This is a genomic window from Stappia taiwanensis (genome assembly GCF_014635285.1).
GTDB lineage: Bacteria > Pseudomonadota > Alphaproteobacteria > Rhizobiales > Stappiaceae > Stappia > Stappia taiwanensis.
This window is the reverse complement of the sequence record NZ_BMCR01000002.1, coordinates 580,856-602,854: the sequence shown is the minus strand read 5'-3', so window position 1 is coordinate 602,854 and position 21,999 is coordinate 580,856. Positions and strand designations below refer to the sequence as shown.

The 21,999-nt window shown below is 64.6% G+C and carries 23 protein-coding genes; 14 read left to right on the top strand and 9 right to left on the bottom strand.

Annotation, left to right across the window (positions count from 1 at the left end):
- Positions 1-82 precede the first annotated feature (82 nt).
- The 9 genes from IEV83_RS06630 (at position 83) to IEV83_RS06590 (ending at position 8,328) form a co-directional block, all read left to right on the top strand.
- On the top strand, positions 83-523 hold the full coding sequence (locus IEV83_RS06630; protein WP_181759425.1) for a hypothetical protein: 441 nt from the start codon (positions 83-85) through the stop codon (positions 521-523).
- Positions 507-2,357, top strand: a complete 1,851-nt coding sequence (locus tag IEV83_RS06625) for an ABC transporter ATP-binding protein (RefSeq protein ID WP_181759424.1) — start codon at positions 507-509, stop codon at positions 2,355-2,357. Before IEV83_RS06630 ends, IEV83_RS06625 begins: the two co-directional genes overlap by 17 nt.
- A 319-nt stretch (positions 2,358-2,676) precedes the next feature.
- Positions 2,677-3,237: a ubiquinol-cytochrome c reductase iron-sulfur subunit gene (gene petA, locus IEV83_RS20190; protein WP_181759423.1), complete on the top strand. Its 561-nt coding sequence runs from the start codon at positions 2,677-2,679 to the stop codon at positions 3,235-3,237.
- A gap of 25 nt (positions 3,238-3,262) precedes the next feature.
- Positions 3,263-4,531 carry a cytochrome b gene (locus tag IEV83_RS06615; RefSeq protein ID WP_181759422.1) on the top strand — a complete coding sequence of 423 codons (1,269 nt, stop codon included), beginning with the start codon at positions 3,263-3,265 and terminating at the stop codon, positions 4,529-4,531.
- Between the two features lie 29 nt (positions 4,532-4,560).
- Positions 4,561-5,403 (top strand): cytochrome c1, encoded by an 843-nt coding sequence (locus IEV83_RS06610; protein WP_181759421.1) that lies wholly within the window; start codon positions 4,561-4,563, stop codon positions 5,401-5,403.
- An 88-nt stretch (positions 5,404-5,491) separates the two neighbouring features.
- Positions 5,492-6,367, top strand: a complete 876-nt coding sequence (locus IEV83_RS06605; RefSeq protein WP_181759420.1) for an S-methyl-5'-thioadenosine phosphorylase — start codon at positions 5,492-5,494, stop codon at positions 6,365-6,367.
- Between the two features lie 165 nt (positions 6,368-6,532).
- Complete coding sequence (locus IEV83_RS06600; protein WP_209003312.1) at positions 6,533-7,081, top strand: adenine phosphoribosyltransferase; 549 nt, start codon at positions 6,533-6,535, stop codon at positions 7,079-7,081.
- 7 nt (positions 7,082-7,088) lie between these two features.
- Positions 7,089-7,736 (top strand): 5,6-dimethylbenzimidazole synthase, encoded by a 648-nt coding sequence (gene bluB / locus IEV83_RS06595; RefSeq protein ID WP_181759419.1) that lies wholly within the window; start codon positions 7,089-7,091, stop codon positions 7,734-7,736.
- A gap of 112 nt (positions 7,737-7,848) precedes the next feature.
- Positions 7,849-8,328, top strand: a complete 480-nt coding sequence (locus tag IEV83_RS06590; protein ID WP_181759418.1) for a GNAT family N-acetyltransferase — start codon at positions 7,849-7,851, stop codon at positions 8,326-8,328.
- Between the two features lie 70 nt (positions 8,329-8,398).
- On the opposite strand, the gene IEV83_RS06585 is transcribed toward IEV83_RS06590, so the two are convergent.
- The 6 genes from IEV83_RS06585 to IEV83_RS06560 all read right to left on the bottom strand — a co-directional run bounded on the left by IEV83_RS06585 (position 8,399) and on the right by IEV83_RS06560 (position 13,403).
- Positions 8,399-8,872 carry a MaoC family dehydratase gene (locus IEV83_RS06585; protein ID WP_181759417.1) on the bottom strand — a complete coding sequence of 158 codons (474 nt, stop codon included), beginning with the start codon at positions 8,870-8,872 and terminating at the stop codon, positions 8,399-8,401.
- Complete coding sequence (locus IEV83_RS06580; RefSeq protein WP_181759416.1) at positions 8,869-9,327, bottom strand: MaoC family dehydratase; 459 nt, start codon at positions 9,325-9,327, stop codon at positions 8,869-8,871. The genes IEV83_RS06585 and IEV83_RS06580 overlap by 4 nt, the downstream gene beginning before the upstream one ends.
- A 158-nt stretch (positions 9,328-9,485) precedes the next feature.
- Positions 9,486-10,538: a linear amide C-N hydrolase gene (locus IEV83_RS06575; RefSeq protein WP_371873419.1), complete on the bottom strand. Its 1,053-nt coding sequence runs from the start codon at positions 10,536-10,538 to the stop codon at positions 9,486-9,488.
- A gap of 293 nt (positions 10,539-10,831) precedes the next feature.
- Positions 10,832-11,932, bottom strand: coding sequence for a redox-regulated ATPase YchF (ychF, locus tag IEV83_RS06570; RefSeq protein WP_181759414.1), 1,101 nt, complete (start codon positions 11,930-11,932; stop codon positions 10,832-10,834).
- Positions 11,933-12,676 (bottom strand): aminoacyl-tRNA hydrolase, encoded by a 744-nt coding sequence (gene pth / locus IEV83_RS06565; RefSeq protein WP_181759413.1) that lies wholly within the window; start codon positions 12,674-12,676, stop codon positions 11,933-11,935. It abuts the gene before it with no gap.
- A 100-nt stretch (positions 12,677-12,776) separates the two neighbouring features.
- A complete protein-coding gene (locus IEV83_RS06560) occupies positions 12,777-13,403 on the bottom strand; it encodes a 50S ribosomal protein L25/general stress protein Ctc (RefSeq protein WP_181759412.1) in 627 nt (208 codons plus the stop codon).
- Positions 13,404-13,766: 363 nt separating this feature from the next.
- Here IEV83_RS06560 and IEV83_RS06555 point away from each other — a divergent pair, with 363 nt between their 5' ends.
- From IEV83_RS06555 to IEV83_RS06535, 5 genes are all read left to right on the top strand, one after another.
- Positions 13,767-14,801 (top strand): ABC transporter substrate-binding protein, encoded by a 1,035-nt coding sequence (locus IEV83_RS06555; protein ID WP_181759411.1) that lies wholly within the window; start codon positions 13,767-13,769, stop codon positions 14,799-14,801.
- 2 nt (positions 14,802-14,803) lie between these two features.
- The gene (locus tag IEV83_RS06550) at positions 14,804-15,577 is read left to right on the top strand and encodes an ABC transporter ATP-binding protein (protein WP_181759410.1); all 774 of its coding nucleotides are present in this window, start codon (positions 14,804-14,806) and stop codon (positions 15,575-15,577) included.
- Positions 15,564-16,400: an ABC transporter permease gene (locus IEV83_RS06545; RefSeq protein ID WP_209003004.1), complete on the top strand. Its 837-nt coding sequence runs from the start codon at positions 15,564-15,566 to the stop codon at positions 16,398-16,400. The genes IEV83_RS06550 and IEV83_RS06545 overlap by 14 nt, the downstream gene beginning before the upstream one ends.
- An 88-nt stretch (positions 16,401-16,488) precedes the next feature.
- Complete coding sequence (locus IEV83_RS06540; protein WP_181759409.1) at positions 16,489-18,354, top strand: S9 family peptidase; 1,866 nt, start codon at positions 16,489-16,491, stop codon at positions 18,352-18,354.
- Positions 18,355-18,498: 144 nt separating this feature from the next.
- Complete coding sequence (locus IEV83_RS06535; RefSeq protein ID WP_244628100.1) at positions 18,499-18,915, top strand: DUF4399 domain-containing protein; 417 nt, start codon at positions 18,499-18,501, stop codon at positions 18,913-18,915.
- A gap of 90 nt (positions 18,916-19,005) precedes the next feature.
- Here IEV83_RS06535 and IEV83_RS06530 read toward each other — a convergent pair whose 3' ends face one another.
- The 3 genes from IEV83_RS06530 to IEV83_RS06520 all read right to left on the bottom strand — a co-directional run bounded on the left by IEV83_RS06530 (position 19,006) and on the right by IEV83_RS06520 (position 21,961).
- Entirely contained in the window at positions 19,006-19,938 is a 933-nt protein-coding gene (locus IEV83_RS06530) for a ribose-phosphate pyrophosphokinase (RefSeq protein WP_181759407.1), read from the bottom strand.
- A gap of 269 nt (positions 19,939-20,207) precedes the next feature.
- Positions 20,208-20,720 carry a hypothetical protein gene (locus IEV83_RS06525; protein WP_209003003.1) on the bottom strand — a complete coding sequence of 171 codons (513 nt, stop codon included), beginning with the start codon at positions 20,718-20,720 and terminating at the stop codon, positions 20,208-20,210.
- 83 nt (positions 20,721-20,803) lie between these two features.
- Positions 20,804-21,961 (bottom strand): M24 family metallopeptidase, encoded by a 1,158-nt coding sequence (locus tag IEV83_RS06520; RefSeq protein ID WP_181759406.1) that lies wholly within the window; start codon positions 21,959-21,961, stop codon positions 20,804-20,806.
- Positions 21,962-21,999 lie beyond the last annotated feature (38 nt).

Sequence of the window (21,999 nt, the reverse complement as noted above, 5' to 3'; positions counted from 1 at the left end):
CCCTCGCGGATGCAGGTGCATTGCCGCCTGTGCGATCCGTCCGGCACCCCCGTTCCGCAGGTTTTCTGCAGGAGTGACCGCTATGACTTCCCGTTTTCCGCTCGATCCGTTCGCGCGGCCCAAGCCGCCGTTTTCGGCGGCGTCTGACGATATAAGTGTGCCGCCGCCGGGCCGCTGGCGTCTTCGCGACGTTCTGCTGGTTGCCGCTGCCGGCATGGTCCTTACCTTCCTTCTGGCTGTCGTCCTGTTTCTGCCCGTGTTGGCGCATGAACTGGATACGCTCGATGCCGTGGTCGTTGCCGGGGTGCCGGAAACGGCGCCTGCGTTCTTCCGCCGCCTGACCGACCTGTTCCTCGGTCTGGTGGTGCTGGCGGCGGCGGTGTCGAGTTTCGTGCTGTCGTTGCTGCTCACCACGCCTTCCGCCCGTCCGCTGTTGCCGGCGCGGCGGCGCTGGTCCGTGGGCGGGGCGTTGCGGCAGGCTGGCATCCAAACCGCAGAGGTGCGCAATGTTCGCCCGCTTTGAAAAGATCATCGACCCCTTCCGTTCCGGTGAGGTCAAGGCGCCGCCGGCAACGCTGTTCGGCTTCTGTTGGTACTACACCAAGCCCGTCTGGCCGGTGCTGGCGGCGGTGTCCTTCCTGGGCGCCGTCGTCGCGATCTTCGAGGTGATGATCTTCTCGTTCCTCGGCGATCTGGTGAACTGGCTCTCCACCGCCGAGCGGGAGACCTTCTTTGCCGACAACGGCTGGTCACTCGTGTGGATGGGGGTGGTGATCCTCGTCATCATGCCGATCCTGTCGGTCCTGTGGGAGCTGGTGTTTCATCAGGGGTTGATGGGCAATTACCCGATGGTGATCCGCTGGCAGGTGCACCGCTACCTGCTGCGCCAGAGCATCGGCTTCTATCAGGACGATTTCGCTGGCCGTATCGCCACCAAGGTGATGCAGACCTCACTGGCGGTGCGTGAGGTGGTGACGCGGATCCTCGATGCCCTTGTCTATGTGGCGGTCTATTTCCTGTCGGCGCTGGCGCTGATCGGCGATGCCAGTCTGGAGCTGGCGGTGCCGCTGGTTCTGTGGCTCATCGCCTATATTGCCGTGCTGGTGGTGTTCGTGCCGCGGCTGAAGGTGGTGTCGAAGACCCAGGCAGATGCCCGCTCGCTGATGACCGGGCGGGTGGTCGATGCCTATACCAACATCGCCACGGTCAAGCTCTTCTCCCACACCGACCGGGAGGAGAGCTACGCCCGCGCCTCCATGTGGGAGTTCCTGAAGACGGTCTACCGGCAGATGCGGCTGGTGACGGTGCTCAACACGATCCTGCATGTCATCAACCTCCTGTTGCTGTTCACCACCGGCCTGCTGGCCATCCTGTTGTGGCAACAAGAGGTGGTGACCACCGGCGATATTGCCGTGGCAATGGCCCTGGTGCTGCGGCTGCATGGCATGTCGCAGTGGATCCTGTGGGAGGTCTCGGGCCTGTTTGAAAACATCGGCACGGTTCAGGACGGCATCTCCACCATCTCGCGCGAGCGCGATGTGACGGATATCGCCGGGGCCAGGCCGCTGGTGGTCGGGCGCGGCGGCATCCGCTTTGAGGATGTGCGCTTCCACTATGGCCGGGAGGCCGGGGTGATCGAGCGGCTTTCCCTGGACATTCGCCCGGGGGAAAAGGTCGGGCTCGTCGGCCCCTCGGGGGCGGGCAAGTCGACCCTGGTCAATCTCCTGCTCAGGTTCCACGACCTGGAGGGCGGGCGCATCCTGATCGACGATCAGGACATCGCCCGGGTGACCCAGTCGAGCCTCAGGGCGAACATCGGCATGGTCACCCAGGACACCTCGCTGCTGCATCGGTCGGTCCATGACAATCTCGTCTATGGCAAGCCGGATGCGGATGAGGCCGAGGCGATGGAGGCGCTGCGGCGTGCCCATGCGGCCGGTTTCGTCGCCGATCTGGAGGACCCGTCGGGCCGCAAGGGGCTGGAGGCCCATGTGGGCGAGCGCGGGGTGAAGCTCTCCGGCGGCCAGCGCCAGCGAATCGCCATTGCCCGGGTGCTTTTGAAGAACGCGCCGATTCTGGTGCTCGACGAGGCAACCTCGGCGCTGGACTCCGAGGTGGAGGCGGCCATTCAGGACAGCCTCAACACGTTGATGTCCGGCAAGACGGTGATCGCCATCGCCCACCGCCTGTCGACCATCGCGGCGATGGACCGGCTGGTGGTGATGGACAAGGGGCGGGTGGTCGAGGACGGTACCCATGAGGAGCTGCTTGCCCGTGGCGGCCTCTACGCCCGGCTTTGGAGCCGCCAATCCGGCGGTTTTATCGACAGTGTGCCGGGGGTGGCGTCGGCCGGTTGAGTCAAGAGTGGAAACGCGCCGGGCCGGGTTTCATCCGGTCCGGCGCACGTCCTGCCGTTGTGCCGCAGGGGCATCGGACAAGGGTAGCATACTGCTTTGGTCCCAGTTCGCGGAAAAACCGCGACAAAGCGTCGTTTCCCGCAAGGCTGATCTGGACAAGTCGCGCCAACGGTGCAAAAACACGCGCGCTTGGAAAAGTGCGAGAAGCCGCACTTGCCGCCCTGTCGATGCGCTCCGCCGGCCATTCCTCCCAAATCGGAATACGGTCGCAATCGGGCGCCGTCGCCGTTGGGCAGATGGTTTTGAAGAGGACGCGACCTTGGCACAGCAGGATACGGTCGAACCGACACGCCGCGATTTCCTCTATATCGCGACCGGTGCGATGGGTGCGGTTGGCGTGGGTGCGCTGGCCTGGCCCTTTATTCACCAGATGAATCCCGATGCGTCGGCGCTTGCGCTGGCGTCGATCGAAGTCGATGTCTCCTCGATCGAGGAAGGGCAGTCGATCAAGGTGATGTGGCGCGGCAAGCCGGTGTTCATCCGCTACCGCACCGAAAAGGAAGTGGGCGAGGCCAAGGAAGTGCCGATCGCCGACCTTCCGGACCCGATGGCCCGAAATCTGAACCTCGGGCCGGACGCGGATGCGAGTGATGTAAACCGTGGCGTCGAGGGCAACGAGGCCCTGATCGTCATGGTCGGCGTCTGCACCCATCTGGGATGCATTCCGCTGGGCGAGGCTGGTGATTTCGGCGGCTGGTTCTGCCCCTGTCACGGGTCGCACTACGACACCGCAGGACGAATTCGCAAGGGCCCCGCGCCCGAGAACCTGATGATCCCGCCGTTCGAGTTCATCTCGGACGATGTCATTCGGATCGGCTGATAGCGGCAGTTTAGAGGAGACAGCCATGGCTGGACATTCCAACTACGTGCCGCAGAGCGCGGCGGCGAAGTGGCTCGAGAGCCGCTTGCCGGTGATTTCGCTCGTTCGCGGCTCTTTCGTTGACTTTCCGACCCCGAAGAATCTGAACTACTGGTGGACCTTCGGTGGTATCCTGTTTTTCGTGCTGATCGCCCAGATCGTCACCGGCATCGTGCTGGTGATGCATTACACGGCCAGCACCACGGCGGCCTTTGCCTCGGTCGAACACATCATGCGCGATGTGAACTTCGGCTGGCTGATGCGCTACCTGCACGCCAACGGCGCGTCGATGTTCTTCATCGCCGTGTTCATCCATATGTTCCGCGGCATGTACTACGGCTCCTACAAGGCGCCCCGCGAGATTTCGTGGATCCTCGGTGTCGTGATCTTCCTTATCATGATGGCCACCGCCTTCATGGGTTACGTGCTTCCCTGGGGCCAGATGTCCTTCTGGGGCGCCACGGTGATCACCAACCTGTTCTCGGCGCTGCCGCTCGTCGGTGAGCCGATCGTCAACTGGCTGTGGGGCGGTTTCGCCGTCGACAATCCGACGCTGAACCGGTTCTTCTCGCTGCACTACCTGCTGCCGTTCATGATCTTCGGCGTGGTTCTGCTGCACGTGTGGGCCTTCCACACCAGCGGTAACAGCAACCCGACGGGCATCAATCCGAAGACGAAGCAGGACACGATCCCGTTCCATCCGTACTACACGGTCAAGGATCTGTTCGCGATTGTCGTGTTCATGATCTTCTTCGCGTATTTCGTCTTCTACATCCCGAACTTCCTCGGGCATGCGGACAACTACATCGAAGCCAACCCGCTGGTGACGCCGGCGCATATCGTTCCGGAATGGTACTTCCTGCCGTTCTACGCGATCCTGCGTGCGGTGCCGGACAAGCTCGGTGGCGTGATCCTGATGTTCGGTTCGATCGCGGTTCTGTTCGTGCTGCCGTGGCTCGACACCTCGAAGGTCCGTTCCGGTACCTACCGTCCGCTGTTCAAGCAGTTCTTCTGGATCTTTGCCGCCGTCTGCGTGGGTCTCGGCTATCTCGGCGCCATGCCGGCCGAGGGCATCTACGTGACGCTGGCCCGGATCCTGACGGCCTATTACTTCGCCCACTTCCTGATCATCCTGCCGCTGCTCGGCTTCCTGGAGAAGCCGAAGGCTCTGCCCGCGTCGATTTCCGAAGCGGTGCTGGCCGGATCGGGTGGCGGTCAGCCGGCCGGTGCGGTGTCCGCGCCGGAAACGAAGTGACCCACGAGCGAACTTGGGAGTTCTCATTGATGAAAACGATGATCAGATCCGCTCGTGGAGCCTTGCTGGCAGTGGCGGCGCTTGCCGTCGCCGCCCCGGCATTGGCTGCCGGCGAAGGCCCGCACATCGAACGCCAGCAGTGGTCGTTCAGCGGTCCGTTCGGATCCTATGACCAGGCGCAGTTGCAGCGCGGCTTCAAGGTGTTCAAGGAAGTCTGCGCGTCCTGTCATGGTGCGAAGTTCCTTGCTTTCCGCAACCTTGCGGAAGAGGGCGGACCCGGCTTCACCGAAGATCAGGTGAAGGTGATCGCGGCCGAGTACGAGGTGCTGAAGGGGCCGAATGACGACGGCGAGATGGAAGCGCTTCCGGCGATTCCGTCGGACCGGTTCCCGTCGCCGTTCCCGAACGAGCAGGCCGCCCGCGCCTCCAATGGCGGTGCCTATCCGCCGGACTTCTCGACCCTTGCCAAGGCACGGGCCGTGGCCAGTGGCTTCCCGGGCTTCGTGTTCGATATCTTCACCCAGTATCAGGAGCACGGTCCGGACTACATCTACAACCTGCTGACCGGCTATGAAGAACCGCCGGAGGGTGTCGAGGTTCCGGAAGGGCAGTACTACAACCCGAGCTTCATCGCCGGTAAGTCGCTGGCGATGGCTCCGCCGCTGTTCGAAGAGGCCGTTGAGTACACCGACGGTACGCCGATGACGGTCGAGCAGTACGCGCATGACGTTGCGGCGTTCATGATGTGGGTGGCCGAGCCGAAGCTCGAGGAGCGCAAGAACCTCGGTTTCCGGGTGATGATCTTCCTCGTCATTTTCGCCTCGCTGCTTTACTTCACCAAGAAGTCGGTGTGGCGCGACGTCGATCACTGATCGCGGCGACAGAGACGTTTGACATGGGCCGCCGGGGCAATCCGGCGGCCCTCTTTTTTGAGCACAGGCGGTTCAGGAGACACGTGACATGGGCAATGCGGTTCTTGGGGTGATCGGTGGGTCCGGCCTCTATGACCTGCCGGAACTGGTGGGCGCGGAATGGGTGACGGTGGACAGCCCCTGGGGCGAGCCGTCCGATGCGGTGCGGATCGGTGAGGTCGATGGCTTGAAGGTGGTGTTCCTGCCCCGGCATGGCCGTGGTCACCGCTATGCGCCGTCCGATATCAACTACCGGGCAAACATCGACGTGATGAAGCGCTGCGGCGTGACTTCGCTGGTCTCGGTCTCCGCCTGCGGCTCGCTGAAGGAAGAGATGGCGCCGGGCAGCTTCGTGCTCGTCGATCAGTTCATCGACCGGACCTTCGCCCGGGAAAAGAGCTTCTTCGGCAAGGGCTGCGTTGCCCATGTGTCGATGGCCGATCCGGTGTCGCCGCGGCTGGTGGAGCATATCGCGGCGGCGGGCGCGGCCGAGGGGCTGACCCTGCATCGCGGTGGCACCTACCTTGCCATGGAAGGGCCGCAGTTCTCCTCGCTGGCCGAAAGCAAGCTCTACCGGTCCTGGGACTGCGACGTGATCGGCATGACCAACATGCCGGAGGCGAAGCTCGCCCGCGAGGCTGAGATCTGCTACGCGACGGTGGCGATGGTGACCGATTACGACAGTTGGCATCCGCATCACGGAGCCGTCGACATTCAGGAAATCATCAAGGTGCTGCACGCCAACTCCGACAATGCGCGGCGACTGGTGGCGCGGCTGGCGAAGGATCTGCCGCGTCAGCATGAAGCCTGCCCGGTCGGCTCAGACACGGCGCTGGAATATGCGCTGATGACGGCACCGGAGATGCGCGATCCGGCGCTGGTGGCAAAGCTCGACGCGGTGGCCGGACGGATGCTGTCCCGCTAGGCGTCACGGACAGCCGGCGGCCGGCGAGGGGCCGCGGCGGCTCGCAAGACAAATCCCGGCACGGCGGAGACTCCGTTCTTCGCTCCGGATGACATCACAACAAAGGGCTGGAGCGGCGCCGGGTGTTCGTGACACCATGGAGCGCTCCGAGAAAGAGGCTGGGCAATGGTGGCAGAAACTGTTTCGGATGAATTGCTGGCGGCGATCCGCACGATTCCCGACTATCCGAAAAAGGGCATCCTGTTTCGCGACATCACCACGCTGCTGGGCAATGCGCGCGCGTTCCGCCGTGCGGTCGATGCGCTGGTGCAGCCCTGGGCGGGATCGAAGATCGATCAGGTCGCAGGGATCGAGGCGCGGGGCTTCATTCTCGGCGGTGCGGTCGCGCATCAGCTCTCCGCCGGCTTCGTGCCGATCCGCAAGAAGGGCAAGCTGCCGCACGAGACCGTGCGCATCGCCTATTCTCTGGAATACGGGCTCGACGAAATGGAGATCCACAAGGACGCGGTCAAACCCGGCGAGAAGGTCATTCTTGTCGATGACCTGATCGCCACCGGCGGCACGGCCGAAGCGGCGACCAAGCTGTTGCAGCAGATGGGCGCGGAGGTGGTTGCCGCCTGCTTCATCATCGACCTGCCGGATCTCGGCGGCCGTGCGCGGATCGAGGCACTGGACGTGCCGGTACGCACGCTCGTCGATTTCCCCGGACACTGAGGTTCGCGTGTCGGGGCCGGGCGAACCCTCCTTCGATGCGGGCTTTCAGGCTTGCTTCCTGGACCTGCTCGCCTGGCGCCGGGATGTGCGCCGCTTTCGCACCACGCCGCTCGAGCCGGCGCTGGTGGAAGATCTGCTGGCGGCGGCGCACATGGCACCCTCTGTCGGCAACAGCCAGCCCTGGCGTTTCGTGCTGGTCGGCGAACCTCAACGCCGTGACAGGGTGCGGGAAAGCTTCCTGCGCTGCAATCAGCGGGCGCTTGAGGCCTATGATGGCGAGGCGGCCGCGCGCTATGCCCGGTTGAAGCTGGAAGGGCTGGATGCGGCGCCGGTGCAATTGGCGGTGTTCTGCGACGAGGGCACGGATCAGGGGCGCGGGCTTGGCCGGCGGACCATGCCGGAGATGCTTGCCTACTCGGCGGTTTGTGCCATCAATACGTTGTGGCTGGCCGCCAGAATGCACGGTGTGGGTGTGGGCTGGGTGTCGATCCTGGAACCGGATGTGGTGACCGAAGCGCTCGACGTTCCGGCCTCTTGGCGCTTGATCGCCTATCTGTGTCTGGGATATCCGGTGGAGGAACATCGCGATCCGGAGCTGGAACGGTCCGGCTGGCAGGCACGGCGCGGGCTCAATGAGCGGATCCTGCGGCGCTAGGGCAAAGGGCTGCCCGGCGCAACGAGCGGGTCTTGCAGGGCAGCGCCCTGCGAATGAGAGATATGACAGCGCTATGCGGCCTGGGGTCGATCGCGCGGAAAAGGAGACGTCCATGGCGGTTAGCATTCGACCCACGCGGGAGGAGGATCACGCGGCGGTCGTTGATCTCCTGACGCGGCGCTGGACCAGCCCGGAAATCCTGATCGAAGGCGAGATGATCGACGGATCGCGCCTTCCGGGTTTCATCGCTGAAGATGATGGCGAAATGGTCGGGCTCGTGACCATCATCAAGCGGGAGAGCGAGTGGGAGATCCTGACGCTGGATTCGCTGAACCGCTGGGGCGGGGTCGGGACCTTGCTGCTCAATGCGGTGGTCGGCTCGGCGCTGGAAAACGGCATCCGCCGGCTGATGGTGCGCACCTCGAACGACAATCTGGATGCCTTCCGCTTCTATCAGCGGCGCGGCTTCCGGCTGGAAAAGGTGGTGTTCGGCGCGATCGACGAGGAGCGGCGGCTGAAGCCGGAAATCCCGCTCACTGGCGAGTACCGCATTCCCATTCATGACGAAGTGGTGTTTGCCCGCACGATCTGAGCCGATCAGAGGATGCCAGTCGTCCCCGGGTCGTCGGCCCGGGGGCGGGCGGCTGGCGTGATGGCGGGCCTCAGGCCTCGTCGGCGGGCTTGCGGGCGACGAAGACCTTGCCGATGAAGGAGAACACCAGAACTCCGTCCTGGTTGACGCCTTCGTTCCGGTGCTGCACCAAGCCCCATTTCGGCCGGCTGCGGATCTCCGTCTTCTCCACCAGCGTGGAGGAATAGGTGATGGTGTCGCCGGCAAACACCGGCTTGATCCACTTCAGGTCGGTGAAGCCGGGGGAGGGGCCCAGCCGGGCGCTCGGCCCGCCGCCGGCGTGCTCAAGATCGAGCGAGGCCACCATCAGCTTCATCCAGACCGAGGCGGTGTGCCAGCCGGAGGCACAAAGCCGTCCGAAATGGGTCTTGCGCGCTTCCTCGTCGGAAAGGTGGAACCGCTGCGGATCATAGGCCTTGGCGAAGCGGATGATATCCTCGGCGGTGAAGGTAAAGCTGCCGAGGTCCCGGCGCTCGCCGATCTGCATGTCTTCGAACCAGTTCATGCCGCAGCCTCGCGCCGTTCGAACAGGATGGTGTTTTCCTGGGTCATGACGGCATGCCCGTCCTGATTGACGAGGGTCATCAGGAAGGTGACGACGCCAAGGGTGGGGCGCGAGCGCAGCGCGCGGGTCGACATCACCCGGGCGGTGGCCGTCAGGGTGTCGCCGGGGCGCACCGGGCGCATCCAGCGAACTTCCTCCACGCCGGGAGAGCCGTTGCAGCTGGAGTGCAGCAACAGGCCGTCGCAGAGCATGCGCATCAGCATGGCGATGGTGTGCCAACCGGACGCGGCAAGCCCGCCCAGCAGCGATGTTTCGCCGGCGGTCTCGTCGAGATGAAAGGGCTGCGGGTCGAATTCGCGGGCAAAGGCGATAATCTCGTCCCGGGTGACGGTTTTCGATCCGAGCACAATGTCCTCGCCCGGATGGAAATCCTCGAAGCTGCGAAAATCACTCATGAGACTGGATGTATACGCTGCCCCGGCCTCCTGTCGAGCGCAAAGGCGGTGCCCGGCACATCGGGCGTCGGGTGAGCCGGAAACGGGGCGGCATGGGCCGCCCCGTCTCGTGTCGTCTTGCCATGTCCCGCCGCTGTGGGGCGAGGAGGCAAGGCAGATTACTTCTTGGTGTCGGCCGACATGAATTCGAACGGCTTGGCTTCCTCGAAATGCTCTGCCGCGTTGCCGGAGTAGTAGTGACCGCCGGCGATCTCCAGCTTCTTCGGCTTGGCTTCCTCGGAGAAATCGAGATCGGCGAAATCGACCCAGAAGGTGTTCGGGGTGGTTGCGGAATCGAAGAAGTAGACCAGGTTGGTCTGATCGGCGGCAACCCGCCACAGGGTCGAGGCGATGTTCGGCTCGCCCGGGGTGCTGATGCCGAGCGGGACGCTGACGCCGCGCATGATGGAGAGCGACTGGGCAACCGCCTGGTTGGCGTAGGTCTTGCCCGGGACAGCGTTGATGAAGTTCTTGTCGATCTTCTTGGTGGTCGCGTCCAGCAGGAAGGATGCCCGCACGAACCGGTCAGCCGCACTGACGGTGCCCGGCAGGAAGGCGTTGCCACCGATCTTGTCCCAATAGGTGTTGAGCGCCAGCTGCTGTTCGAAGACCGGCGAGTTGGTCATCACCTTGTAGTCCTTGCTGTGATGGATGACGAGTTCACCCTTCACATATTCGAAGATGGCCGAATCGCCGCTGGGATCGGACACCGACAGATGCAGGGCGGCCGCCGAGCCGTTCGGCAGCTTGGGGGCGATGATGTGCAGCGGCGTGTCCTGCAGCGCCTTCACCGTTTCGGCAACGGTCGCGAAATTGTCGAGCACATACTGTGCCCACAGGCCGATCACCATCGGCGGATGGCTGTTGTCGTTGCCGTAGTCGCTCTCCGCCAGATAGAGGAGATTGGCGACAAGGCCCTTCTCGTTCATGCCGTCGGCGCTGGCGGTGTTGTAGCCCGATGCGATGACGCTGCCGTATTTGGCGGTCCACTCCGGGGAACCGGGGCCGGCGTTGCCCGTGCGCTTCATGCCGCGCGGGAAGACCCACAGATCGGTCTGCATGTCCTCCATCCAGTCCATGTTGCGGCCGGTGATGACCGTGTTGTCAGCGCCGACATAGACGGTCCGGGTGCAGGCAAGCGCGGTCTGCGGCAGGACGCTGGCGCCGAGCATCACAGCGGCTGTGAGGGCGGAAAGGACTTTGGACTTGGACATACGAGGCGATCCTTGTTCACGTCTGGAAACGAAATGGATGCCTTCCGCTGTACCGGTCTTTTCTTAAGAAACGAAAAATGCTCAATGAAATTAAAGTGTTAACCAAGTTTCTGTTTGCGGCTCGATGCCGTAGCGGCAAGTTTTTTCTCCCGGACAGCAAAAAGCCCCGCCGAAGCGGGGCTTGAGGGAGGGCGCCCATGAGCGCTGGCGCCGGGCCGAAACCGGCGCCGCAAAGGCGCGGGCGGCCAACGTCAGGTGTTGAACTTGAACAGGAGAATATCACCGTCCTTGACGACGTATTCCTTGCCTTCGTCGCGGGCCTTGCCGGCTTCCTTGGCGCCGCTTTCCCCGCCAAGGGTGATGTAGTCCTCGAAGCCGATGGTCTGGGCGCGGATGAAGCCACGCTCGAAATCGGTATGGATCACACCGGCGGCCTGCGGTGCCTTGGTGCCCTTGCGGATGGTCCAGGCGCGGGCTTCCTTCGGGCCGGCGGTGAAATAGGTGATCAGGTCGAGAAGATCGTAGCCGGAGCGGATCAGCCGGTCGAGGCCCGGCTCTTCCAGACCAAGGGTCTCAAGGTATTCGGCCTGTTCGTCTTCCTCGAGCTGGGCGATTTCCGCCTCGATGGCGGCGGAAATGACGACGCAGGCCGCGCCCTGTTCCTCGGCCATGGCCTTGACCCGGTCGGACTGGCTGTTGCCGGTGGCCGCCGCGCTTTCCTCCACATTGCAGACATAGAGGATCGGCTTGGTGCTCAGAAGGTTGAGCCCGTCGAGGATCTTGCGCTCCTCCGGGGTGGAGACCTCCACCAGCCGGGCCGGCTTGCCCTCGCGCAGCAGTTCAAGGGCCGCCTCCATCACCGGGATCACGGCCTTGGCGTCCTTGTCGCCGCCGGTGGCCTTCTTCTTCAGCGGCGCCAGCCGCCGTTCCAGGCTTTCCAGGTCGGAGACCATCAGTTCCGTTTCCACGGTCTCCGCGTCGGCGATCGGATCGATGCGGCCGTCGACATGGGTGATGTCGTCATCCTCGAAGCAGCGCAGCACATGGGCGATGGCATCGACCTCGCGAATATTCGCCAGGAACTGGTTGCCAAGCCCTTCGCCCTTGGAGGCGCCACGCACCAGACCGGCGATGTCGACAAAGGTCAGCCGCGTCGGCACGATGTTCGCCGACTTGGAAACCTTGGTGATCTCCCGCAGGCGCGGATCGGGAACGGCAACCTCACCCGTGTTGGGCTCGATGGTGCAAAAGGGATAGTTGGCGGCCTGGGCGGCGGCCGTTTTCGTCAGTGCGTTGAAGAGCGTGGATTTGCCCACATTCGGCAAGCCGACGATGCCACATTGAAAGCCCATCTAGTCAGTTCCCTTTTTTCCAAGAAGTCGCGCCAAACCTTCCGCCAGCGGACCGGCCGGGCGGGGGGCTTGTGCGTTGGCGCCGCTCGCCGCAGCCTTTTGCGTTCGTGGCGAGGAAGACGCAGCCGGCGCGCCGGCTGACGGTCGTTTCGGGGCCTGTCCCTTGCCGCCAGCCGGTGCCAGCGCCAGGTGCAGGCGATTGCAGAACTCCGCCGGCTTGTCGGACAGGAGCAGGTCCGCTTCCCCCGCCAATGCGTCGAGTAGCGGTTCCAGCCATGGCTGGTCGGCCTTGGCGAAGTCGCCCAGCACATGGGCGGTCACCCGGTCCTTGTGGCCGGGGTGGCCGATGCCGAGGCGAACCCTCAGGTAGTCCTTGCCGATATGGGCGTCGAGCGAGCGGATGCCGTTGTGGCCGCCGCTGCCGCCGCCGGTCTTGAGGCGGACCTTGCCCGGCGCAAGATCGAGCTCATCGTAGAAGACGATGACGTCGGCCGGGGTCAGCTTGTAAAAGCGCAGCGCCTCACCAACGGCGCGGCCGGATTCGTTCATGTAGGTGGCCGGCTTCAGGAGAAGAACCTTCTCGCCGGCGAGCATCCCTTCGGCGACCTCCGCCTGGAACCGTTTGCGCCAGGGGCCGAAGCCGGGATGGCGGTCGTGGAGCGCATCCACGGCCATGAAACCGATGTTGTGTCGGTTGCGTGCGTAGCCTGATCCCGGATTTCCAAGACCGACGATGATCCGCATGGGGTTCCCCCGTCATCTCGTGATCCGGTTGTGATCCGGGCTGGCGGCGCCAGCCCGGACCGGGATCGAACAGGGCCGAACCGGCCCGGGCAGCGTGCGATTATTCCTCGCTCGCAGCCTCTTCTTCGCCTTCTGCAGCTTCCTCGTCCGCGCCGGCGCCACCGCCAGGAGCGGCGATCGTCGCGATCGTGAAGTCACGATCGGTGATCGTCGGGGCGCAGCCCTCGGGGATCTCGACCGCGGAAATGTGGATCGAGTCGCCGACATTCGCCTTGGCGAGGTCAATGACGAGCGCGTCCGGAATGGCCTCGGCCGGGACGGTCATCTCCACCGTGTGGCGGACGACGTTGAGCATGCCGCCGGCCTTGATGCCCGGGCAGGTCTCTTCGTTGAGGAACTGGACCGGAATCTCGACGGTCAGCTCCGAGCCCTTGGCAACGCGCAGGAAGTCAACGTGGATCAGGTCGTCACGGACCGGATCGAGCTGGTAGTCCTTGGCGATCACCAGGTGCGACGTGCCGTCGACGTCGATGGTGCCCAGGTGGGTCATGAAGCCGCCGCGATGCAGGGCGATCGTCGATTCCTTGGCCGGAATGGCGATCGGCAGGGCGGGTTGCTTGCCACCATAGATGACAGCGGGAACGAGGCCTTCGCGACGGAGTGAGCGAGCGGCCCCCTTGCCAACCCGATCTCTCGCCGATGCCTTCAGCACATAGCCTTCAGCCATGGCAATTCTCCTTCAAATGTTATGATGAAGGCTGGGGCTTCCGATCAAACGTTTTCGCGGAAACGGTCCAGCCCGGTTGCGCCTCCTCCAGGGGTGCAGGCACGCGCGTGCCGTATAGCCGAACCGGGCAAAAAGGGCAAGATGCCTGCGCTCCGGCCGGGTCAGGACGCTCGCGCGACAGGCGATCTTGCGGGAGATCCCACCGTCACAATGACAGGCGCGATTGACAATCGGCAGGCGGTGGGCTCACCTGCGGCGAATTTTTGACGCGAGAACAGCGTCTAGGCCCAGCGAAAGAGCAGCATCAGGAGACACGGCATGGGGAAGCGGACAGGAGCGGGTGCGCGCGATACGGGTGGAATCATGTCCCGATGGACGCGGCGTGGGTTCGCCAAGGCGGCCGTTCTTGCATCCCTGGCGCTGTCGTCGGCGGCGATGACGCCGACGGGCGTGCTGGCCGCCGACAAGGTTACGGTCGGCGCGCTGCGGTTTACCTCGCATGCGGCCAGCTTCGTTGCCTTTGAGCGCGGCTATTTCACCGAGGAAGGGCTGGAGGTCGAGTTCAAGTTCTTCCAGGCGGCCCAGCCGATGGCCGTGGCGATTGCTTCCGGAGATGTGGACTTCGGCGTGACGGCGATTTCCGGCGGGCTGATCAACCTGGCCGAGAAAGGTGCCATCAAGGTGGTCGGCGGCGCGCTGCAGGAAGAGCCGGGCGTCGATGGTCAGATGATTCTCGTCTCCAAGGGCGCCTATGACGCGGGCGTGACCACGCCGGCGGCGCTCAAGGGCCACAGCTTCGGCATCACCCAGGCCGGGTCTTCCTTCCATTACATGGCGCACAAGATCGCCGACAAGGAAGGGTTCGACCGTGCCGAAATCACCTTGCGTCCGCTGCAGAAGGTGGGGGCGGTGATCGGCGCGCTGAAGACCGGCCAGATCGACGCCTGGGCCATCGTGCCGCATATCGCCAAGGGCCTGGCCAAGGCGCCTGAGGTCGAGGTGATCGGCAAGATCGCCGATTACATCCCCGGCTATCAGGTGACCACCGTCTTCACCTCCACGCGCAATGCGAGCGAGCGGCCGGAGCTGGTCAAGCGCTTCCTTGCCGCCTTCTCCCGGGGCGCCGACGACTTCAACGCCGCCCTGGTCGACAAGACCCTGAGCGCGGAGGAGCAGGAGGCGATGGTGCGCCTGATCCACAAATACGTCTATGCGGACCGGCCGTTCGAGAAGGCCGAAGGCTCGATCCGCAATGGCGCCATGCGCATCAACAAGGGCGCGCGGCTCAATCTCGCCTCGGTCCAGGATCAGCTCGACTGGTTCAAGTCCGAGAAACTGGTCCCGGCCAGTGTGTCGATGGAAACGCTGGTGGACACCAGCTTCGTCGAAACCGACTGACCATGGACCTCTTGCTACGCGGTATTTCGCATCGCTACGGCGGGACCGAGGTGATGCGGGATATCAATCTTGATATCCGGCGGGGCGAGATCGTCTGCATCATCGGCCCGTCCGGCTGCGGCAAGTCGACCCTGTTGCGGTTCATCGGCGGGCTGGAACGGCCGGACGCGGGCGAGGTGCTGCTCTCCGGTCCCGAGCCGGAAGGTTCTCTCAACCCGCTGACCTATGTGTTTCAGGATTTCGCCCTGCTGCCCTGGCGGACCGTGGCCGGCAACATCTCGCTGGTGCTGGAAGACCATGGCCTTGGCAAGCAGCGTGTCGCGGCGATCATCGAGGACGTGTTGGCGCGTACGGGGCTTTCGGAGTTTCGCGAGGCGCTGCCACGTCAGCTTTCCGGCGGCATGCGGCAGCGGGTGGCGATTGCCCGGGCGCTGGCCGTGCGTCCGGCGGTGATGCTGATGGATGAGCCCCTGTCCGCCCTCGACAGCCAGACGCGGGAGCTCCTGATGGACGATCTGGTCTCGCTGTGGCAGCGGGAGCGGTTCACCGCCTGTTATGTGACGCACAATCTGGCCGAGGCGGTGCGCCTGGGGCATCGGGTCGTGGTGTTGTCGCGCCGTCCGGGGCAAATTCGCACGGTGGTGGAGATTGACATGGAGCTTTCCGAGCGGGGGCCGGGCCATCCGGAACTGGAGGCGATCCAGAGCCAGCTCTGGACGCTGCTGCGCGACGAGGCCCGGGCCGCGGACAGGGAGATTGCCGATGTCGCGGAGTGATGTGGCCGAACGGACGGACATGACCGAAGCGGCGAAGAACCTTCGCGCCGTCCCCTATCGGGGCGGTGGGTTCCGGCCGGGCCACTGGCGCTTTGTCGGGCCGCTGGTCTTCGCCGTGCTCCTGCTCGGCTGGGAAGCGGGCTCGCGCAGCGGCGTGATCAGCAATCTGGTATTGCCGGCGCCGAGCGAGGCGCTGGAGGCGCTCAGGCAACTGGTGGAGACCGGGCAGCTCTGGCTGCATCTCGGCGCGTCGTTGCAGCGGCTGGTGATCGGCTGGAGCCTCGGGGTGACGCTGGGCGTCGCCGTCGGGCTGATGGTGGGGCTGTTGCCGCTCGCCCGGGCGGGTCTCCTGCCGCTGGTGTCGGCGCTGTTTCCGATCCCGAAGATCGCGCTGCTGCCGCTGTTCGTCATCTGGTTCGGCATCGGCGAGGGCTCGAAGGTGGCAACCATCCTGTTCGGCTCGTTCTTTCCCACGGTGATCGCCACTTATGGCGGGGTCGACAACGTCGACCGCACGCTGGTGCGCATGGGTCAGTCCTTCGGGTTGGGCTGGTGGTCGATCGTGCGCAAGATCATCCTGCCGGGGGCGATGCCGGCGATCCTGTCCGGCTGCCGGATTTCCGCCTCCATCGCCATCATCCTGTTGGTGGCGGCGGAGATGATCGGCGCCGAATACGGCGTCGGTGCCTATGTGCTGATGGCCGGCAGCCTGTTCGCCACCGATCAGTTGCTGGCCGGCGTTGCCATGCTGTCCGTGCTGGGACTGGTGGTGAGCTGGTTGATCGGCCGGGCCGAACGTCGGCTGTTGCGCTGGCGCGGCTGAGGTTCGCCGGAGGGGCATGGTTATGCGATTGAACGACAAGATGCGTGCCGGTCGGAGCGGATGGCATCGGGCTTTGGCCTTTTGCCTGATGGTCGTTGCCGCAAGCTCGACCGGGCGGGCCGGAGACGACACGTCGGCAGATGGGCCGGTCCCCGGGCCGGATGCCTACGCCAGGGTACGCAGCCTGGGTGCGCCGCTTCTCAACCGGACGGGCGAGCGGCTTTATGCGGGGATCTACGATCCGGATCGCGGCGCTCATATCATTCGCTATGACCTTGCCAGCGACCGGATGACCTCGCTGTTTTCCATCGGCGCAGCCAAGGGCGACAACCTGCTGGTCGATGGCAATGAAACGCGCATGGCCTTCACGCTGGACGCGCAGGGTGACGAACAAACCAAGCTGCATATCGTCGATCTGGATACCGGCGCCTATCGGGTGCCGACGCCGCGCGACAAGCTCGACCTGCCTTGCGGGTTCTCGCCCGATGGGGCCGATCTCTACACTGCGCGCGGTGCGCATATGTGGGGCGAAAAGGCGATCTTCCGCATCGATGCGGAGACCGGCCGTTCCGAGATGCTCTATGCGGAGCCGGGGCGCTGGCTGCAATGCCTGGAGGCGACCCCGGATGGCAAGAAGCTGATCCTCCTGCGCTTCGTCACCAATGACGAGCAGCATCTGGGGCTACTGGATCTGGAAAGCGGCGAGACCGACTGGTTCCTGGAAGAGGCGAATGTGCGGGTGGTCGGTGCGCAGGCCTATCGCGGTGGCTACTACATTCTGGCGAACCGGGAAGGCGGACCGATGCGTCCCTGGATCTATGACGGGGCGGGCGGTTTCAGCGCGCTTGACGTTCCGGTCGCGGGGGAGCTTACCGGCTTTGGCATTGGCGAACCGGGTATGATGGCGCTGATCTACCGCGATGGGCTGAAACCGCGTGTCAGCCTTTATGCGGCGGATGAGGCGACGGGCACAAGCGGCTGGACACCGGTGGAGGTCGATCCCGCGGTGGGGGATGTCACCGCCTTCATCGTGCCGCGCGGGACCCGCGAGCGGTTCTATTTCCTCGCGGAGGATGGGCGTCCGCCGGTCCTCTATGTTCAGGAAAAGGGCAAGGCTCGTCCAGTGCTCGACACCAATGTCACCGGCTTGCCCGACAGTGCGTTCGCCCGGTATCGCTCCGAGTTGATCCTGAGCTTCGACGGCACGCCGATCCCGACCCACATCATGATTCCGGATGGGGCGAGCGCCGACAATCCAATGCCCATGGTGATGGTGATCCACGGCGGGCCGCAGGATCACGTGGATCCGCTCTATTCCTCCGGCAACCAGATGCTGGCAAGTCAGGGTTTCGTCGTGGTGCTGCCGAATGTGCGTGGATCGAGCGGCTTCGGCAAGGCGTTCATGGACATGGACAATGGCGACTGGGGTGGGGGGCATATCCGGGACATTCTGGCGGTCGCCGACCATGTGGCGAAGATGCCGGAGGTGAAGGCACGCCCACGCTTCATCATGGGCGGGTCGTTCGGTGGCTTCTCGGTCCTCTCCGCGATCACCCAATATCCGGACGCGTTCGACGGGGCGGTCGATATCTTCGGCATCAGCGATGTGACCACCTTCATCGAGGGCATGCCGGAACAGGTGCGTCCCTATTTCCTGGAGGAACTGGGGTTCGATCCGCGCAAGGATAGGGAACGGGCGCGGGCGCTGTCCCCGCTTTTTCAGGCGGAGCGGATCCGTGTGCCCTTACAGATCCACCAGGGCGCGAACGACCGGCGGGTGTTGCCGGAGCAATCGCGTCGGCTTGCTGAGACCCTGCGCAAGGCCGGGATCGAGGTGGAGTACTTCGAATACCCGGATGAGGGGCACGGGTTCGACCGGCAGCACAACAACAACCTGTCGCGCCAGCGGATGATGGAGTTCCTTGTGCGGCTGCGGGACCGACTCGCGCAGTAGGTTCCCTTCCGGTTGGTGGCCGATAAGCGGCCTCCTTCCGTCTTGCCTTTCCCGCCGATCCTTGGTCAGCTTGGAGCTGGTGGCATTTGCCGCCGGTTTCGCTCCATCCGCGTCCTTGCACCGGGAGAGATCATCATGCGTTTTCTGAAAGCGGTTACACTGTCCGCCGCGTTGCTTCTGCCTGCCGCAGCGCTTGGCAACGACATGCGCACGCCGGCGCCAGAGGGGGCGCGGGTCTATTTCATCACGCCGGCCGATGGCGATACGGTCAAGAGCCCGGTCTCCGTCCGCTTCGGGCTGGAGGGCATGGGTGTGGCGCCCGCAGGCGTGGAGAAGGAAAAGACCGGCCATCATCACCTGTTGGTGGATCAGGCGCTGGAGGATCCGGACAATCCGATCCCGGCGGATGAGCATCACCGCCACTTCGGCGGCGGCCAGACCGAGACGAGCATCGAGCTGGCGCCGGGCACGCACACGCTGCAACTGCTGCTGGCCGATCACAACCATATCCCGCACCAGCCGCCGGTCCTGTCGGAGGTGATCACCATCACCGTCGAGTAACGCCGGCCGGATACGAAAAAAAACCGGCGAGGGAGGCCCTCGCCGGTTCTTGTCAAAAGGCTGCGAGACGGGGGAACCCGTCCGCCTTGATCAGTTGAACAGGCTCGACACCGACTGCTCCAGCGCGGTGCGCGAGATGGCCTCGCCCATCAGCGGAGCGATCGACACGGTGCGGATGTTCGGGGCTGCAAGCACCGCCGCCGAGGGCTCGATGGAGTTGGTGATCACCAGTTCCTTGAGCTTGGAGGAGGTGACGCGGGCCACCGCGCCGCCGGACAGAACGCCATGGGTGATGTAGGCGGTGACCGAATTGGCGCCCTTGGCCAGCAGGGCTTCGGCGGCATTGCACAAGGTGCCGCCGGAATCGACGATGTCGTCGACGAGGATGCAGTCGCGGCCGCTCGGCTCGCCGATGATGTTCATGACTTCCGACTCGCCAGGCTTGTCGCGGCGCTTGTCGACGATCGCCAGCGGCGCGTCGATGCGCTTGGCCAGTGCGCGGGCGCGGACCACGCCGCCAACGTCGGGCGACACCACCATGACGTTTTCGGTCGAGTACCGCTCCTTGATGTCGCGGGTCATCACCGGTGCGGCAAACAGGTTGTCGGTCGGAATGTCGAAGAAGCCCTGGATCTGGCCGGCGTGCAGATCGAGCGTCAGCACCCGGTGGGCGCCGGCATGGGCGATCAGATTCGCCACCAGCTTGGCGGAAATCGGCGTCCGGCCGGAGGCGCGCCGGTCCTGTCGGGCATAGCCGAAATAGGGCATCACGGCGGTGATGCGCTTGGCCGAGGAGCGGCGCAGCGCATCAATGATGATGAGCAGTTCCATCAGGTGGTCATTTGCCGGGAAACTGGTGGACTGCAGGACGAAGACGTCCTCGCCACGTACGTTTTCCTGGATTTCGACGAAGATTTCCTGATCGGCAAAGCGGCGCACCTGGCATTTCGCCAGCGGAGCCCCGAGATAGTTGGAAATTTCTTCGGCAAGCGCGCGATTGGAATTGCCCGCGACGATCTTCATGGCCCGCAAGTCCTTTTTTGGTCCGTCGCCGTTCAGCAAAGGCAGCCCGGGCGAGGCAGGGTCACACGTGGTCTGTCCGTTGTTCATTCGTGGCCATGTCACGCGGCGCGTCCGGCGGGGGAGGTCTCCCGGGCCCGGCGCCTTGCGGCAGGCGGCGGCGTTTTAGCAACCGCACCGCCGAATAACAACCGGCCTGTGCCTCCGAAATGCCAATTTCGTTACCCGGCGCTCCTTGGGGGAGCTGCCGGACACGCTCTAATGCCTGACGACTAACGGCGAATCCAGGCTTTCAGCTCGGCGACGGCGCGCTTGGCCGCCCGTTCCAGCGTTTCGTCATCGACGCCTGCCCAAGGGTCGCCCGAGGCGCCGGGGGCGTCCTCCTGCCCGAGAATGCGGTGCACCCGCTGGCCGTTGGCGTCGACCACGTCGAAGACATAGAACATGGTGGTGGACGACTGATCGCCGGCGGCGGTCAGGTACCCGTTGATCCGGTAGGTCGCCGGGGCGCCGACGCGCCGCACGAGGGTCAGGTTCTGGGCGACGGCCTCGTTGCCGATCTGGCGGGACAGCGAATCGGCGATGTTGCCGGGCGCTCCGGTGAAGGGCTCGAAGGCCACGGTTACCTTGTCGGGGGAGACCCGTGGTGCGCTGGCGACCGGGGCGGCATTGTCCGAGACCAGTCCGGGCGGGACCGGGTCCCCGGCGCAGGCGGTCAGCAGGAAGGCCGCGACCAGGAGCGCGGTGCGGGGGAGACGCTGTCGGGAGGGGGCGAATACGCTCATCGGGCTTCGTCGGCCTTGTCTTGCTATCAGCTCTGGCGGTCTGCTCTTGCGGCTTGCGCGCGGCGCGAATGTGTCCCGTTCGTTTAGCCCGCCTTGACCGGAAGGTCGAGGGGAAGGTTGGAAAGGCATTCCGGTGCGCCATTGGTGGTGAGATAGGTCTGGCCGAGGGTCATGGCGGTGCCGCTGTCGGAATCCATCAGGATCATGTGCATGAAGATCACCATGTCGGGCACGATTTCGGCGCTGTTGCCGGAATAGGCCATCGGCCAATCCATCCAGCTGGGCGAGAACCGCGCGCCAAGGGAGTACCCGCAGGCATTGAGCCGGTGCGGCGTCAGCTTGTGCGCGTCGACCACGGCGGCATGAGCATCGAACACATGGCCGAAGGTGCAGCCGGGGCGCAAGTTGGCCTCTACCGCCGCCAGCGCCTCGCGCGCCGCCGTGTGCAGGGCGACATGCCGCGAGGTCGGTTCGCCGACCACCACCGTGCGCATCGCCGCCACGTGGTAGCGGCGATAGACGCCAGCCCATTCCAGGGTGATCTGGTCATTGGCCGCAAGGACGCGGCGGCCGGACTTGTAGCGGCACAGAAGGGCGTCCTGACCGGAGCCGATGATGAATTCATTGCCGGGGTAGTCGCCGCCGCCGGCAAAGACCGCCCCTTGCATGGCGGCGAGAATCTCGCCCTCGTCGGCGCCCGGCGCGATTTTCTCAAGGCCGGCGACAAAGGCGGCGTCGGTCAGTTCGGCGGCGCGGCGCACATGGGCGATTTCCGCCGGGCTCTTCACCGCCCGCAGCAGCGGCACCAGCGCCGAGGCATCCTGCAAGGTCGCGAAACTCGCCAGGTGCTGGTTGATGTCCAGCGCCACCTTCCCGGTCATGCCATGGGTGTCGTATTCCACCCCGATCCGTCCGCCGAGAAGATCGAGCTCGAACAGCAGTTCGCGCAGTTGCAGCACCGGCGAGGCGCCGGCCCGGTCCTCCCAGATCCGAATGTCGCCGACGACGGAGGTGTGCTGCGCCTGCCGCAGGTCGGCGGACCGGGTCAAGAGGACGATGCGTTCGTCGCGGGTGACCACCATGGTCTGGAAAAAGCAGAAGCCGAAGGTGTCGTAGCCGGTCAGCCAGTACATGCTTTCCTGGGCGAACAGCAGCATGGCGTCGAGCTTCTGCTCGGTCATCAGCGCGCAGAGGGCGTCGAGCCGGGCGCTGAATTCCTGACGTGTGAAGGGCAGCGGCATGGTCGACCCCATCGGCTTGAGGTGGGCGGGTGGTCTCC